General features: G+C 72.0%; 11 protein-coding genes. 1 reads left to right on the plus strand and 10 read right to left on the minus strand.

The window, feature by feature from the left end:
* Positions 1-11: 11 nt before the first annotated feature.
* From AB0G17_RS23010 to AB0G17_RS23025, 4 genes are all read right to left on the minus strand, one after another.
* Positions 12-2,996, minus strand: a complete 2,985-nt coding sequence (locus tag AB0G17_RS23010) for a hypothetical protein (RefSeq protein ID WP_361385788.1) — start codon at positions 2,994-2,996, stop codon at positions 12-14.
* Between the two features lie 35 nt (positions 2,997-3,031).
* Positions 3,032-3,508, minus strand: a complete 477-nt coding sequence (locus AB0G17_RS23015) for a hypothetical protein (protein WP_361385791.1) — start codon at positions 3,506-3,508, stop codon at positions 3,032-3,034.
* Entirely contained in the window at positions 3,501-4,382 is an 882-nt protein-coding gene (locus AB0G17_RS23020; protein WP_361385794.1) for a hypothetical protein, read from the minus strand. Before AB0G17_RS23020 ends, AB0G17_RS23015 begins: the two co-directional genes overlap by 8 nt.
* A gap of 64 nt (positions 4,383-4,446) precedes the next feature.
* Positions 4,447-6,090, minus strand: a complete 1,644-nt coding sequence (locus AB0G17_RS23025) for an amidohydrolase family protein (RefSeq protein ID WP_361385797.1) — start codon at positions 6,088-6,090, stop codon at positions 4,447-4,449.
* A gap of 145 nt (positions 6,091-6,235) precedes the next feature.
* Between AB0G17_RS23025 and AB0G17_RS23030 the strand changes: the two genes are divergently transcribed.
* Positions 6,236-7,051 (plus strand): uracil-DNA glycosylase family protein, encoded by an 816-nt coding sequence (locus AB0G17_RS23030; RefSeq protein ID WP_361385800.1) that lies wholly within the window; start codon positions 6,236-6,238, stop codon positions 7,049-7,051.
* A 16-nt stretch (positions 7,052-7,067) separates the two neighbouring features.
* On the opposite strand, the gene AB0G17_RS23035 is transcribed toward AB0G17_RS23030, so the two are convergent.
* The 6 genes from AB0G17_RS23035 to AB0G17_RS23060 form a co-directional block, all read right to left on the minus strand.
* Entirely contained in the window at positions 7,068-7,685 is a 618-nt protein-coding gene (locus AB0G17_RS23035) for a DUF4232 domain-containing protein (RefSeq protein ID WP_361385803.1), read from the minus strand.
* A gap of 216 nt (positions 7,686-7,901) precedes the next feature.
* Positions 7,902-10,430: an acyl-CoA reductase gene (locus AB0G17_RS23040; RefSeq protein ID WP_361385807.1), complete on the minus strand. Its 2,529-nt coding sequence runs from the start codon at positions 10,428-10,430 to the stop codon at positions 7,902-7,904.
* Positions 10,427-11,575, minus strand: a complete 1,149-nt coding sequence (locus AB0G17_RS23045; RefSeq protein ID WP_361385811.1) for an acyl-protein synthase — start codon at positions 11,573-11,575, stop codon at positions 10,427-10,429. The genes AB0G17_RS23040 and AB0G17_RS23045 overlap by 4 nt, the downstream gene beginning before the upstream one ends.
* Positions 11,572-12,708, minus strand: coding sequence for a GNAT family N-acetyltransferase (locus AB0G17_RS23050; protein ID WP_361385814.1), 1,137 nt, complete (start codon positions 12,706-12,708; stop codon positions 11,572-11,574). The genes AB0G17_RS23045 and AB0G17_RS23050 overlap by 4 nt, the downstream gene beginning before the upstream one ends.
* Positions 12,705-13,997, minus strand: a complete 1,293-nt coding sequence (locus tag AB0G17_RS23055) for an MFS transporter (RefSeq protein ID WP_361385817.1) — start codon at positions 13,995-13,997, stop codon at positions 12,705-12,707. The genes AB0G17_RS23050 and AB0G17_RS23055 overlap by 4 nt, the downstream gene beginning before the upstream one ends.
* Positions 13,994-15,265: a phenylacetate--CoA ligase family protein gene (locus AB0G17_RS23060; RefSeq protein ID WP_361385820.1), complete on the minus strand. Its 1,272-nt coding sequence runs from the start codon at positions 15,263-15,265 to the stop codon at positions 13,994-13,996. Before AB0G17_RS23060 ends, AB0G17_RS23055 begins: the two co-directional genes overlap by 4 nt.
* Positions 15,266-15,378 lie beyond the last annotated feature (113 nt).

A 15,378-nucleotide genomic window follows, 5' to 3' on the forward strand; every position in this document is an offset into this window, starting at 1 on the left:
CGCTCTTCCCCTCAGGACGCTTCCGCCTCGTCGATCAGTTCCTGCACCCGCTTCCCCAGCCAGTGCCCCAGCGTCTGGTACGCGTCGAACTGCTGGTGGTCGAACCACTGGTCACTGGTGCTGTCGTGCGGGAAGACCGGGTGGGCCGCCGCGTACGAGAGCAGTTCGTACGGCAGGTCCTTCGTCAGTGTCGTGCGGGCCACGATCAGGGTGCCGTGGCGGCTCCTGTCCCCGTCGATGTCCAGGTCCTCGGGGTAGGTGATGTCCCCGGTGATCACCGCCGTACGGGAGAGGCGGGCGTTGAGCTCGGAGAGGACGTTGGGCGGCTGGAGGGGGTCGCCGCTGCCGGGGACGAGGTCGGTCGCGTCATGCAGGGCGATGGTGATGCCCAGTTCCTCGTGGGCGAGCGCGATCGCCTGGGCGAGTGTGGTGGCGAACGGCGGGATGTCACCGCTCGCGTCGATGCACACCGCCGTACGCACACCCTGCCGCAGGAGTTCGACCAGCCCCAGGTTCTCGTAGTGGCCGCCGTCGGTCACCAGCAGCAGCCGGTCGTCCATCGGGTAGCGGCCGAACACCTCCCGCAGCAGATACGGCAGCCGGCGGATCAGCGGCGCCGGGGGCGACGGCCAGCGCGGCGCGTTCCACTGCTCGGCGAGGGCCCCGGGGTTGGGCAGCCAGCTGCCCAGACGGGCGTTGGAGAGCGCGAACAGCATCTGGAAGGCGCGCGCCTGGGCCCCCATGGCCGAGGCGAAGGCGGCACCCGAGATCGCGACGGCCGACTGGACGGTCAGGTCCCGCGCGATGTGCCGCTTGGAGCGCTGCTCCAGACAGGCGGTGCAGGCGTAGCCCACATCGGGACCGCCGACGTAGTCGTGGGAGAGCGTGTAGGAGACCGCCCGGCGGCCGGGCGGTGTGCGGTCGCTGCCGGAGAGGTTCGCCGCGGCGGCGAAGATGACCTGCGGAAAACTCTCCTTGCGCGCGCCGTACTCGCTGAGCGTGGTGGTCTCCGTGGCGAAGTTGTACGGCCGCGCCACCTGCGTACCGTGCGTCCCGGGCAGGATCTCCCGGCGTACGGCGAACGCGGAGGCGAGCCGGCGGCGGTAGAAGGGGTGCAGGCTCATCCATGTCTGGTCCAGGAGCGAGCCGATGAACAGCAGCACCGCCGGAACGCAGATCTGCATCCACAGCGGCCAGGCCCAGCCGGTGGCGGTCGTCCAGCCGAGGAGGAACAGGAAGGCGGCCAGGAGCACGAGCAGCACGGCCCACACCATCAGATACTGCAGCAGGCCGTTGGGGACGGCACGGCTCAGGCCCGAGCGCCCCCGCACGACGTCCATCACCCTGGACAGCCCCCTGCGCACGGTCTGGCGCCGCCGCCACAACGTGCCCACCAGCGCGGCGAGATAGGTGACCAGTACGGTCAGGCCCGCGCCCACCGTGGCGTCGGGGCGGCTGAGCTGCAAGCGGGTCTGGAGGTAGACCGCCGACCAGGCGAGCAGCGGGAGTACGACGACCACGGCGGTCAGCGCGAGGGTGAGCACCACGAACGCCTGGAAGGCCCGGGCCAGCCAGCGGGCCGCCTGGTCGGCGCGGTCCCACACGTACACGACGAGCCACAGCAGCCAGAGCCCGGCGGTGGCGACGAGCGCGTACGCGATCGTCCACACCGCGGGGTCGCGGAAGGACGGGCGCGGTGGCGTGGCGGTGCAGTGGGCGCAGAAACGGATGCCGGGTCTGGCGAGGTGGGCCAGATCGGTCACCGGTACCTCGTGGTACGCCCAGCTCAGCACCAACCCGATGGTGCCGGTCGCGGCGGCCAGCAGGAACAGGGACGCGAGCAGCCCGCGCAGCAGCACGCCGAGCGCGACCAACCACTGTCCGGTGCCGTCGGCGACGTACTTGGAGTGCCGCCGCAGGTGGTCCTCCTCGGGCGAGCCGGGGGTGAACGCGTCCCTGGAGGTGAGGGTGTCGTTCAGGGCCAGTTGCATCGCTCCGACGGTGTAACCGCCCCCGGAGACGGAGACCAGGTAGCGGGCCTCGCGCAGCGACCGGCGCAGGGCCTGGAGGGCTCCGAGGGTGACCGTGGCCGAGCGGATGCCTCCCCCGGAGACGCAGAAGCCCAGCCTCGCGTGCTGGCGGCCGGGAGCCGTGGTGCTGTGGTATCGCCAGTGCGCCGACGGGATACCGGGCTCGGCGTGCGGATGGGCGACACCGGTCGGCCAGACCCGCCCGTCGGCCTCCGCGACGGGCCACGGAGGGACCAACTCGGGTGTGGAGGTGGGGTGTTCATGGCGGGGCGAGAGGGCGGGCGCGGCTTCGTGCCCGTACGCGAAGTCCCCCGCGTCTCCGCTGTCGTCCGCGTTCGCCGGGTCTTCCGGGGTGCGGTGGTCGTCGCCGTCGTCGTCGGGGTCCGCGGGTTTCTCCCCGCTCGCGGTCTCCTTCCGCATCCCCCTGCCCGCACGGAAGACGGTCGTGGCCCACACCATCGCGCCGATGACCGTGGAGACAGCGAGCAGCGGCCACCTGACGGTCTCCAGTGCCGTCGCGGTGGCGAACGGCCAGTCGCCGACGCGGCCGTGGACCCTCAGCGCCCCGACGAGCAGACCGTTCTCGGCGAGACCGAACACGGCGCCCGCGAAGGTGGCGATCACCGCCCAGAGGGACACCTGACGGCCGCGCAGCCCGGAGTACGCGTGGTGCCCGATCTGGAACACGAGCAGCAGTGTCGCGGCGCCGCAGGCGACCCACACCATGTGCGCCACCAGGGCGTCACGGAAGGCCGAGGCGTGCCCGTCGTACACCTCCTTGGCCGCCGTGGCGGTACCGGCGAGCTGGAGCCGGGGGAGGTCGACGTCCGGGGCGCGCCACAGGAAGTAGGCGAGGCCGAGCGCCGCCGGAACGAGCGCCGCCCAGGCCCGCAGGAAACCCTGCTTGGCTGTAACGGGCCGGGCGGGCCGGGCAGCCGTCGGGAGCGGCGGCGAGGAGTGAGGCATCGGGTCACCTCATGACATCGGTCGTGATGCGATGGTCAGTCCGGAGGTTCGTCCTCCGGGCCCAGTTCATGGCCGGGGCCGTGTTCGCGGTCGCGGCCCTGTTCATCGGACGGGCCCTGTTCATCGGACGGGCCCTGTTCATCGGACGGGCGTTCTTCGCCGGAGGGGCCCTGTTCTCCGGCCGGCCGCTTGGAGTCGCCCGGCCCGTCGGAGTCGTCCGTTTCCTTGGAGTCGTCCGTTTCCTTGGAGTCGTCCGTTTCCTTGGAGTCCTCCGTCTCCTTGGAGTCGTCCGTTTCCTTGGAGTCGTCCGAGGTGGGTTCCTCGGCGCGGCGGTCGTCCAGTTCGCGCATACGACGGTGGACGGCCTCGCGCAGGCTCTCCCGGCCGGGCTCCGACGGCGTCGAGCGGGTCGCTTCCACCGGGGTCTCCGGCAGGCCCTCCCGCTGGTCGCCGCCGTCCCGGTCGTCGTCGTCCGGGCCGTCCGCCGGGCCGGTACGCGGAGCGCTATCCATGGCCGTGCTTGCCGCCCTGCCACGTCCCCTCGGTGACCTGACCGGCCTTCAGCTCGTCGATCTGGCTGCGCCACACGTCGGCGCGGGACGCGGTCGACTTCTTGACGGCGGCGGTGAGGGTCTGGGCGGCGGTGAAGCGGTCGGACTCCGGGCCACTGGCGGCGATCCGCGCGTTCGTCTTCGTATGCGCGTCGATGGCCGAGCGGAGGCTGCCGGCGCGGGCGGTCAGCTTGCCGAGGTCGCGGAAGACGGGGCGCTGCGTGTCGAACCACACCTGCTGCCACCAGTGGTCACTGACCGGGTCGCGCCAGCTCAGGTAGCCGCCTTCGAGGATCTTGCGCGGGCCGTCGAGCTTGCCGGTGAAGCTGTAGCGCACACCGGGAGCGGTGACGGGGTCGTAGAAGTTCGGGGTGAAGAAGTCCGAGACCAGCAGTCCGTTGATGGTGTAGCCGTTCTCGGGCGCCTCGGACGGGTCGGCGACCTCGACGAGGAACTCCACCACTCCCTGGCCCTTCTTCGGCGACTGCCCGGCCACCACCTTGCTGCCATAGGGGTCGCAGAGCATCTCCAGCATCTCGTGGCTGGCGGTCAGCGACCAGCTGTCGCTGTACTGGATGAGGGAGAACGGCTGGCCGTTCTTGTCCATGTGGACACCGGCCGCGCCGGGTTCACCGATGTCGTCGCGGACGATCATCGGCCAGTAGCCGACGGGCACGTCGTGCAGGCTCTCGAAGGCGTCGACGGACGCGGGGATCTGCCACAGCGGCGCGAAGTCCCGGATGGCCTGCTTCTGGAGGGCGGCGGCCACACGGGTGAGCTGGGAGAAAGTGATCTGGTCGGTCTCGGATACAAGAGCGAGCTGGGTGACCAGCATGCGGGGGGCTCCTCTTTCTGCTGGAACGGTCTCTTACGGGAGCGGTCTTCTACGGGGACGGTCTTCACGGGGACGCCCGGGTCAGCAGGTGGGACAGCGCGTCGGCGTACTCGGCGGGCAGGTTCGCCTCGTCGGCCAGGGTGTGGAGGAAGGTGTGGTCGCCGGAGGCGGTCAGCGCGTCCAGCACCACCGGTTCGAGCTCGGCCGGTGCGGCGGTGAGCGCGCCGACACCGGGCCCGCTCGGGTGCGCCGCCCCGCTCGCGCTCAGCAGCGGCAGCCGGGGGCGCAGTTCGGCGCCGGTGGGTTCGATCTCGTCCAGGGCCAACTGCCACCGCACACCGCCGTCGGGCGCAGCCGTGAGCGGCGGTACGGGGGCGGCCGCCAGGGCAGGAAGGTCGGCCAGGGCGCCGGTGAGCCGGTCGGCGGCGTCACCGAGGCTCAGCCCGGCCACGATGGTGTCCGCCGTGCCGTCCTGCAGATGCAGGACGTGATCCGCCGACATACCGGGGACCGGCTCCAGGGTTTCCCCCGGGGCCAGGGCGTGCATGAGGCGACGGGACCCGTAGCGGGCGACACCGTCGATGGCGACCAGCCGGATGTCCTTGTCGCGCGCGTCGATGAGCGAGGTGTACGGGTCGCCGTCGGCACCGTCCACGACGACGAGGTCCGCGCGCATCCCCGCACTCAGCGATCCCAGGGCCGCGTCCCAGCGCAGGATCCGGGCCGCGTCCCGGGTGACCATGGCGACCAGCTCCAGGTCGCTGAAGACGGATCCGGCGGCGGTGGACGCCAGGCGGGCGGCCTTGAGCTCGCCAAGCAGCCCCTTGCTCCCCGACACCGACCAGTCCGAGCCCAGCCCCATCAGCACACCGGCCGCCTTGGCGGCGGCGATGTCCGCGGTCTTCCCGTACAGCAGGAGGTTGGACAGCGGCGACCACACCATGGAGCCGCCGTGTGCGGCGAAGACGGTGAAGTCGTCGGCTGTCAGACCGGTGCAGTGGATGCCCACCAGGTTCTCGGTGATCGCCCAGGTACCGGGTTTGAACTGGAGGGCCTGGAAGTGCGCCCGGGCGGCGGCGTCGGTGCCCTCCGCCAGGTGCAGGAGCAGGCGGTGCGGCTGCTGGAGCCGGGCAAGGAACTTCTCGGCGTCCTTCGCCTCCACGTCGGCGATGCGCGAGGCCGCCTCGGGCAGGTCCGGTGTGTCGGTCTGCTCGACGTTGCGGACGATGCCCCGGTACATGCGACGGGCGCCCGCGTTGCTGAACAGGGCGATGCCCTGGCTGGTGGTGGTGCCGTTGACCAGGGCCTTCGCCTCGACGTACCGCACGACGGCGGGCATCAGGCGGGGGTCCTGACCGAGCACCTTCATCGGTCCGGTGACCAGGGTGCGGTAGGCGGGGTTGCCGCTGCCGCCCCACTGCGAGCGGTTGCCGTACTTCTTCGGCACCTGCCACAGCGGCAGTACGTCGTACGGCAGGTGGTTGTGCAGCTCGATCAGCCCCGGGTAGACCGAGCCCCGCGCGTCGACGGGGACCACCGCTTCGAAGCCCGGCGGGGCGGGTGCGGTGGCCGGGAGCACCGCCGCGATGAGCGTGCCCGCCACGTAGAGGGTTCCGTCCTCGATCACGGTGTCCGACGCGTCGAGGGTGACGATCCGGCCGCGCAGGGCGAACCGGCCGGTATCCGGGACATCTGCTCCGGGCGACATACGGCATCCCTTCTCGCCACCCCCGAGGAGGCACGGATGAACACCACATATCGGATGAACATCACTTAATAGACACCATGCCGTAATGTCATCCAGCGATCACCTTCTGTCATGACTGATCATCCGCATGGAGTAGGAGCAGCGCATGCACCCCTTCGACCCCGGCTACGCCCAGGAGCCGTACGCCGCGCTCGTACGGGACTACCCCGGCCCCGACGTCTATCCGGCCACCGACTTCCGCGTGGAGTGGGGCCCGATCTTCCACCGCGGGCGCCTCGACGGCACGGCCCGGGTGCTGGTCATCGGACAGGACCCGGCCGCCCACGAGGCCGTCACCCGCCGGATCCTGGTCGGCACCGCGGGCCGCCGCTTCCAGGGCTTCCTGGCCAAACTCGGCATCGACACGAGCTATGTGATGGTCAATACGTATCTGTACAGCGTGTACGGACAGCACGGGGGCAACGCCCACGCCAAGGACGAGCACATCGCCGCCTACCGGCACAGCTGGCTGGACGCCCTCGTCGCCCATCAGCCCATCGAGGCCGTGATCGCGCTGGGTGGGCTCGCGGACACCGCGTACCAGACGTGGCGGCAGACGCCCTCAGGCGCCGCGTACTCCGGCGCCTATCAGCACATCCTCCATCCCACCTACCCCGACAGCGCGGCCGGTTCCGGGACCGACCCGGCCGTGGCCATGACCAAGCTGCTGACGAACTGGAACGGCGCGCTCGACGCACTGCACGGCGTGGTCACCCCCGACACCAGCCGGCCGCTCACCCCCTACGGCAGCACCCTGACCCCGGCCGACCTCGCCACCATCCCCTCGGACGACCTGCCACCAGGGCTCCCGGCGTGGATGCGCTCCGACGAGCCGTGGGCCAGCCGCCAGGGGACGACGCCCACAGAGAAGCGCGCCACGATCATGGTCCAGATCCCCCCGGACCAGCGCCCCTTCTCCTGAGCCCGCTGCCTCAGGCCTACTTGGCCCCCACCGGGCTCACATACGTACCTGGGTGCGTGGCCCCGTCCTGGAGCAGGATCGAGCCGACCGGCCACGGCAGAGTGTGGGAGTGGGTCTCGCCCGGCGGGGTGACGACGATGCGGGTCGGCTTGAACTCGTCGCCGCTACCCTGGACGTACGGCAGGTAGAAGATGTTGAAGGTGGTGGTGGCGCCTGGCCGCACCGTGACCCGATGCGGCTGTACGGCAGTCTGCCGGACCAGCGACCACGTCAGGGGCCCCGCGAGGTCCACGCCCGGATACCCGTTCAGCACACAGGACTTGGCGCTCTTGTTGGTGAGGGTGATGGTCAGCGCGTACTGGATGTTGGGGTTCTTGGCGCGGCTGGTGGGCACGATGGCGAAGCCGAGGTCGGCGGTTCGGCAGCGAGCCCCGGAGGCGGCACCGCCCGACCCCGACGGCGTCGGCGTCGGCGCCGAGCTGCCCCCACCGTCCGACACGGCCCCGCTCGCCGACGCACTCGGGACGCCGCCGGTGGCCGCCGCCTCCCCCGAGTGGTCACCACCGCAACCGCTCAGCGTCAGACCGGCGGCCACGACGGCGACGGCGGACCAGCGAAATCGGGGACGCGACACAGCGGGCTCCTCAGTCTCGTACTCGACGTAACCACGTACGGAACAGGACGTTCCGCACACCACAATGACGCGTACCACCCTGATGCGGTTTCAGGCCTGTTCACAGGGTCGCTCGGGGGCGCTCCCAACGGGCGGGTGGTGAGCGTCCTGGGGCGCCTCTGGCGGTTTCTGTGCCGGCCCGGGCGCGGTGCCCGGGGCGGCACAGGCACGTGATGGCTATCCGCGCAGGTCCACCACCGAGCGCAGTTTGCCGCTGGTGGGGCTGCGGTCCAGGGACGCGCCGTCGACCGCCTCGACCGTGAGGTCGAGCAGCCGCTCGGTCACGGCCGAGCGCAGCTCGGGGTAGTCGGCCAGGAAGGCCTCGCGCAGCAGCTCGGGGTCCGCCGCGCCGGAGGATTCCACGCGGACGGTGAGCCGTTCGCGGGCGTCCCGCCGGTCGAGGACGGTCTGGAGTTCGCCGCTGTAGCCGGCCCGTTCCTGCGCGATGGCGGCGAAGCGGCGGTGGTTGAGGAAGTACGTGGCGACCCGCATCACGTCCCCGGTCCTGCCGCGCAGCTCGAAGCGGGGTGCGTGGCTGCCGCACGGGCAGCGGCCGTCGACCGCGCGCCCGAGGTCGCCGATCACGTATCGCCCGAGGTGCTGGCCGCGCCGGGCGTGCGTGGTGAAGACCAGACGGCCCGTCTCCCCCGGCGCAACGGGCCGGTCGGCTTCGAGGTCGAGTATCTCCATGGTGTGCAGGTCGGCGTGCAGGTGGTGGACGCCGCCGCCGCTCTCGGTGCACTGGTAGCCGAGCGGGCCCAGATCGGTGCTGCCGTACGTGATGGACCGGACGACCTCGATGCCGAAGGTGTCCCGCAGGGTGCGCTGCTGTGCCTCGGTGAAGTGCTCGCCACCGTAGAACACCTTGCGGATGCCGCCGTACTCGCGCAGCGCGTCCGCCTCCTCGTGCAGCAGTTGCCACAGGTAGGAGGGCATGCCGAAGAGGGTGTCCGCCTGATGGGCGATCAGGGCCTCGGCCGTGGCCCGGTGGTCGGGGCCGGCCGAGAGCGGCAGTTGGACGCCGCCGAGGCGCTCCAGGATGGAGAAGAAGCTGATGAAGCTGCCGTACATGCCGCCGCAGTAGAAGAGGTTGGCGGTACGGTCCCCCATCGGGTCGTAGCCCGCGGCGAGCAGACCGCGGGCGGCGGCGTGCATCTGGGTGTCGTAGTCGTCGTAGCTGAAGAGGGAGAGCGCCGGGTCGCCGGTGCTGCCACCGCTGCGGAAGTACAGCTCTGCGTCGGCCCTGGCGACCTGGCGGTTGAGCTCCTGCACCTCCTCCTTGCCGGTCAGCGGGCCGCTCGGCGGCGGCAGGAGAACCGGCCGCGCCAGATCGTCCAGGCACGCGGTGGTGGCGAACCGGTCGTCGGCCTGGACCGCGACGCGGCGGCTGTAGCGCTGGAGCGCGTACACACCGTCGTGCGGCTCGCCCGAGTAGCCGCTGAGCATGGCGCCGACCGGGGTGACGCGGGTGACGCCCGCGGCGAAGGCGGCGCGGGAGAGTTCGGCGGTGTCGGTGGGGCTCGCCGCGATGCCCGCGGTCTGGAGGTAGCGGCGCATGGGGCGCAGGGTGGCGATCAGCTTCTTGCGCGGCAGCGGCTTGATCCACACGCTGCGGTGCAGCGGCGAGGCGGTGAGGGCGGACCGGGTATCGGCCATCACCCGCCAGGAGCCGTCGGGGGCGGCGAACACCCGGGTCAGGCCCAGGTGTTCTTCGAGGCGGGCGACGAGTTCGGTGGTGGTCAGCTCGGCCTGCTGGGCGATGTCGGGACCGTCGGGCGCGGGCACGGCGGCGGGCCGGGCGGCCAGTACGTCCGCGAAGCGCCCGGCGAAGGCGAAGACGTCCTGCTCGTCCTCGGTGTCGAGGTAGACCACCTGGGGGCTGGAGCACGCCTGCTGCTCGTACTGGCACACATCCGCCGCGAGGGCCTCCAGCGTCGCGGGCTCGTGCCAGGTGTCGTGGGTGAGGTAGGCGAAGGAGATGCGGTGGCCCCACTCCACCAGGCGGCAGCCGGGCGGCACATGGGCGGCGACCCCTTCGACGGCGCTCTCGCCGCCCCAGACGGCGACCGCGTCGGCGGGCGCGCACATCAGCTCCAGCCACTCCTTGCGGGAGGAGGGGAAGCGCAGCACGATGACGCGGGCGGCGAGGGCGCCGGTGGTGTCGAGCGCGACGAGCTCGGCGAGCAGGTGCTGGGTGAGGAGGGTGTCGCCGCTGCTGGTCTTGAGGATGTTGACGTTCCCCGCGAGCAGGCCCTCGACGATGCTGAGCGGGGCGACGGTGGCCGCGTTGCCCGGCGCGATGTGGGCGACCAGGCCGACCGGTGCCCACGCCTCGTAGACCGTCTCGCGGGCGTCGGGCCGGTTCAGCCGTCCCGGGGCGGTGCCGCCGAGTTCGCGGCGCAGCTTGCGGGTGAGCTCCGTCCGGCTGAGGTAGGTGCCCAGCTCGCCGAGGAGCGCGGGGTCCTCCCCCTCGGGCAGATGCGGCGTGAGCCGGTCGCGTACCGGGTGCGCGGGGTCGCGCAGGGCCGTGGCGAGCGCGTCGCAGGCGGCGAGGACCGTCTCGGTCTCGAGCGGGCTCGCCAGCGCCTCCTCGACGGCGGCGGGCAGCGAGACGAGCCGCCGCCCGGCCTCCTCGTCGCCGATGAACGCGCCCTGCCAGTAGTGGTGTTCGCCCGCCCGGCCCATGGTCTCCCTCTGCTCGGTCACGACATGCCCTTCATCAGTTCGGCGGCGGCCACCGCGCAGCTCTTGTTGCGGCTCACTCCGGCGCGCCCGTGGACGGTGAACCAGTCGGTGGCCAGCTCGCACCCGCACTCCTCGCCCGGGTGCAGCGAGGCGAGGTCGCCCATGACGACGCTCTGCGCCGGTACGGAGGTGATGTACGGGGAGACGAGGTGCAGATAACCGGTCTCGCCGTACGGCAGGGGCTCCAGGGTGCTGGTGGAGAGGATCGCGACGCGGGACCAGACGGGGGCGTGCAGCCGGTGGTGGTCGCACTCGATGTACGGGATGCAGTGCTCCACGGAGCCGAAGGTGTCGCGGATGCGGTCGCCGGGGATGCCGAGCTGCTCGGTGACGCGGGCGTACAGCTCCTCCTTGCCGATGCGCCGGTCGGCGTGCCCCTTCCAGCCACCGCCCAGGACGACCAGGGAGCCCTCGGGCAGGCACAGGGGCGGCAGCCCCATGGCGCGCATCCGCTCCAGGGTGAAGTAGAGGAAGGCGGGGAAGCCCAGGATGCGGACCGGGGCGTCGTCGTTCTCGAAGCGGCGCAGCGCGGCGACGCAGCCGAACGGGTCGAACTCGTGGCCGTTGCCGGTGTTGCGCAGTGCGTACTCGACGGTGCGGGCCGGGGCGAAGTCGCAGAGGTAGTTGTCGGTGAAGGCCGTGCCGAGGTTGAGGGCGGGGGCCGGCTCGTAGCTGTAGAGGAGGTAGTTGACCTCCTGGTCGGGGGTGATCCAGCCGTTGCGCTCGAAGATGCGGGCGACCATGCGCTGGGCCGAGCGGATGGTCCAGCGGTCGAAGAACATCTGCGACTTCTGGCCGGTGGTGCCCGACGAGGTCAGGTGCAGATCGACGTCCTCGCGCGGGATGGAGAGCACTTCGTGGCGCTTGAAGAAGTTGGCGTGCACCAGCGGGGCGCGGTACGGCTCGGCGGGCGCCGTCGCCTCGTACAGCGAGCGGAAGAACGGGGAGCGTTCGGCGTGCCAGGCGTTGGTCTCCGCCATGGCCGCGGCGAACAGCTCGTCCTCGGCGGGCCCGCAGGCGTACGGGTCGGTCAGGTCGCACAGCTCCTGCACATGGGGCAGGAGGGCGGGGTCGGGGACGCCGACCGGGGCGAGATGGGGGTTCATGAGGCAACCTCTAGTGTGGGCAGGTAGGTCGACGCCCAGGCCGACAGATAACAGTCCAGATAGGGCTGGAGGGGCGGCTCGACGACGACGCCGCGGAAGTCGATCTGCTCGGTGGTGCGGGAGAGGACCACGTAGTCGTGGAAGCCGTCGCCGTCCGCGCGCATCGCCGGGTAGAGCGCGCCCGCGACGAACCCCTGGGCCAGGAACGCCGAGAGTGCCTGGTGGTGCGCGAGCGGCACCAGCGCCTCCACATAGCCCGCTCCGGCCCGGGTCAGGGTCCGTGTGACGGGTTCGAGGTGGTCGGCAGCGGCGGCGGGGTCGGGGTGGGCGGTCAGGAGCGAGCAGTAGCCGCCGGTGCGGTTGAAGTACGCGTAGACCTCGAACCGGCCGTCGTCGGGGGTGAGCAGCACGTTGGGCGTGTGCAGCGGGTAGAACCAGCCGGCCGCGTCGGGGAAGCGCTCGCGGAAGCGGCGGCGTACGAAGGCGGGTGCCTCGATCATCTCCAGGCGCTCGCCGGGCCCGCGCCCGGCCGCCGGGAGCGGGCCGGTGGCGCGGACGTCGCCGTAGCTGACGCCCAGACAGCTCTCCACGGCCTTCAGGAGCGGGAGCAGTGGGGCGGGCACCTCGGTCACCGGCACCCGGCGCTCCAGCACTCCGGCGGAGTGACGCGCGTAGAGTGCGAGGCTTTCGCGGCTGCTGAGATCCACGGCGTTGGGCAGGACGCCCAGCGGGCGGAAGCCGTTGCGGGCCACGACGCGCTGGGGTCCGGCGCTGACCGTGCGGACCGTCGCGTACACCGAGTCCAGGCGCCCGCTGTCCAGCATCCCGGCGCACAGCGCCTCGGTCAGCGTGGCGGCCAGGCCGCCGGAGCGGTGGTCGGGGTGGACGGCGAGGCCTTCGAGGCGGCCGATCCGGCTGCCCGGCTCGCCGTGGATGGCGGCCGACGCGGCCAGCGCGCCGGTGTCCGGACAGCGGGCCACCAGCCACAGCGAGTCGGGGTCCTGGATGAGCCGGGCCATCTCGGCCGGGTCGGTGCCGAGTCCGGCCGGATAGTGGGGTCCGTAGACGGCGTAGTAGAGCTGGCGCAGCTCGGCGATGTCGGCGCCGGTGGCCGGTGCGATACGGGCGCTCATCGCTCACTCCCGACGGGCTCGGGGGTGCGGTCGGCCGAACTCGCCGCGTCCTCACGGGTGTTACCGGATCCCAGCAGGGCCAGGGCCGCGGCCGCGGGCAGCAGTCCGGCGGCCTGCACCAGGCAGAGCGTCTGCGCCGAGAGGTGGTCCCCCGCGAGACCGAACAGCAGCGAGGCCACCGGGAAGGAGGCGCCCAGGACCGCCTGCATCACCGCGAAGAAGCCGGGCTTGTCGGCAGCGGGCACCAGCCGCTGGAACAGGGCGACGAAACGGACCCCGATCACCCCCACGCACCAGCCGGCCACGACCAGGCACCCCGAGAAGACCAGCCGCCCCGCGACGAGGCCGGGCAGCGCGAGGGCGAACGCCATCAGCGCCAGGCAATACGCGCCGGTGACGGTGGGCCGCCCCGGCACCCGCGCGCCGGTGAACGAACCGATGAGCGTGCCGCACCCCAGCGACGCCTCCAGGAGGGCCACGGTGGAGCCGCCGTCACCGAGGACGGTCCGCGTGTAGAGCGGGATGACGACGAAGACGGCGGTGGTGAAGAGGTTGGCCGCGGTGAAGCAGATCAGGATCCGCCGTACGTACGGGAGCCCGCCGAGGATGTCGCGGAGCGTGCGCCGCTCGGCTGCGGCCGTCGCGTCGGGCTCGCCGTCGGCGCCGGGTGCGGCGGTACGGAAGCGGACGCTCGCGACGAGCAGTGCGGCGGCGAGGTAGGCGGCCCCGCAGCCCGCGCCGAGCCCGGCCACGCCCGCGCGGTCGACGGTCACGGCGCCGAGCAGCGCCCCGCCCAGACCGGCCAGGGACTGGGTGGACAGCTCGAAGCCGGTGGCCGTCTCGATGTCCTCGTCGTCGACGAGTTCGGGCACCGAGGTGGTCAGACACGGGTCGAAGAACGCCTGGCAGGTTGCCAGGGCGAGGGTCGCTGCGTACACGGCGGGCAGCGGCAGCCCGCTCGTCCACGCCCAGCCGGCCAGGGCGAGGGCGACGGACCCGGCCACCGCGGCGGCCGTGCGCAGCACGGAGCGGTGGGCGGTGCGGGCGACGACACGGGCCACGACCGGGGCGAGTGCCACCGCGGGCAGGGTGCTGACCGCCATGAAGAGCCCGGAGGCCAGGCCCCGTCCTCCGTCGACGGCGTAGGCCACCAGCCACCAGGAGACGCCGACCTGGAACATCCGGACGGCGGCCTGGGTCAGGACCTGCCCCAGCCACACGGCGCCGAAGGCGCGGTTGCGCAGGACGAGCGGCCGGCGGCGGCCCTCGTCCACGAGGGTGGCGCTCATGCGGTCGGCCTCTCGTCCAGAACGCGGACGAGCTTGCCCGAGCGCGGGTTGACGGCGAGGTCGCGGTGGCGCGCCCACTCGACGGAGAGCGGGTGTACGAATCCGGCGCCCACACTCTCCGGATACAGCGGCCGGGCGCTCTCCAGCTCGGTGACGACGGCCTTGGCAAGCACGTCGAGCGCGGCCGGGTCGTCGTCGCCCGGGGCGGTGGCGAGCCGTAGCACCAGTCCGTCGCGCCCGTCCCAGCGGCGGACGACCAGCTGCATGCCGACGATGCGGCCCTCGGTGTCCGCCTGGGCCACGGCGTCCTGCGCGTCCTGCGAGTACAGGGAGACCGGCCCCACCCGGACGCCCTCCTCGGCGCGGCCGAGGATACGGAAGTGGCCGAGGGCGGTGTCGCTCCACTCGGCGCGGTCGCCCGCGGGATAGCGGATGATGGGCATCAGCCGGCGGAAGAGGCTGGTCACCACGGTCCGGCCGGGCCGTCCGGCCTCGGTGATGGGCTCTCCCGTGGTGTCGTCGAGGATCTCGACGATCGAGTGCGGGGTGAAGGCCCGGTGCACCCGGGGGTCGGGGCCGGGCACGGGGCGGCCGAGCAGCCCCGCGTCGACGCTGGCGTAACCGACCGAGCGGATCGCGGCGTTGGGGAACGCGGCGGCCAGCAGCCGCCGCTGGTCGGCGAAGAGTGCCTCGCCGCCGAAGAGGACCAGCTCCACCGCGTCGAGCCGCAGGCCCGCCGCGAGGATGTGTTCGGCGAGGCGGCACAGCGTGGTGGAGGTGCCCGCCACGACCTGCGCCGCGAAGTCGCGCAGGGTCGGGACCGTGGACTCCAGCGGTGCGGCGCCGCCGATGGGCAGCCGTACGTTGTCGACGGGGGCGTGGGCCAGCGAGTCGAGGATGAACAGGAAGCTGGCGTAGAGCTCGCCCGCGTAGAAGAGGTCCGCGACGCGGTGGCCCGGCCGCAGACCGGTGTCCACCAGGCCCTGGCCGAAGGCGGTCACGAAGGTGCGCCACTCGTCGCGGGTGTAGACGGAGAACTTGGGAGCCCCGGTGGTGCCGCCGGTCTTGTAGACGGTCGCCTCGCTGAGCGGACCGGTCAGGACGCGGTTGTCGTCGAGGGTGTTGGCCGCCCAGAACCTCTCCTGGTCCACGACCGGCAGGTCGGTCAGGCGGTCGGCGTCCGGCGGCAGGGACGCGTAAAGGTCCCGGTAGAAGGGCGAGTTGTGACGGGCGAACCGGATGAGGTCCGAAAGCTGCTGGGCGGACATGCGGCCTTTGCCTAGGTGAACGGAAGAGGGACGGAACAGGGCGGGAATCACCGCGGCATGGCGAGACCACGTGTTCGCCGCCTGCGGGATCGGTCGGTGTACAGGGGATTCCC

The sequence above is a fragment of the Streptomyces sp. NPDC023838 genome (assembly GCF_040639555.1).
Taxonomy (GTDB): Bacteria; Actinomycetota; Actinomycetes; order Streptomycetales; family Streptomycetaceae; genus Streptomyces.

Coding starts and splice junctions, on each gene's coding strand:
- AB0G17_RS23025 (WP_361385797.1), bottom strand. CDS start 6,090: ATGTCGCCCGGAGCAGATGTCCCGGATACCGGCCGGTTCGCCCTGCGC.
- AB0G17_RS23045 (WP_361385811.1), bottom strand. CDS start 11,575: ATGAACCCCCATCTCGCCCCGGTCGGCGTCCCCGACCCCGCCCTCCTG.
- AB0G17_RS23010 (WP_361385788.1), bottom strand. CDS start 2,996: ATGCCTCACTCCTCGCCGCCGCTCCCGACGGCTGCCCGGCCCGCCCGG.
- AB0G17_RS23060 (WP_361385820.1), bottom strand. CDS start 15,265: ATGTCCGCCCAGCAGCTTTCGGACCTCATCCGGTTCGCCCGTCACAAC.
- AB0G17_RS23050 (WP_361385814.1), bottom strand. CDS start 12,708: ATGAGCGCCCGTATCGCACCGGCCACCGGCGCCGACATCGCCGAGCTG.
- AB0G17_RS23020 (WP_361385794.1), bottom strand. CDS start 4,382: ATGCTGGTCACCCAGCTCGCTCTTGTATCCGAGACCGACCAGATCACT.
- AB0G17_RS23015 (WP_361385791.1), bottom strand. CDS start 3,508: ATGGATAGCGCTCCGCGTACCGGCCCGGCGGACGGCCCGGACGACGAC.
- AB0G17_RS23030 (WP_361385800.1), top strand. CDS start 6,236: ATGCACCCCTTCGACCCCGGCTACGCCCAGGAGCCGTACGCCGCGCTC.
- AB0G17_RS23055 (WP_361385817.1), bottom strand. CDS start 13,997: ATGAGCGCCACCCTCGTGGACGAGGGCCGCCGCCGGCCGCTCGTCCTG.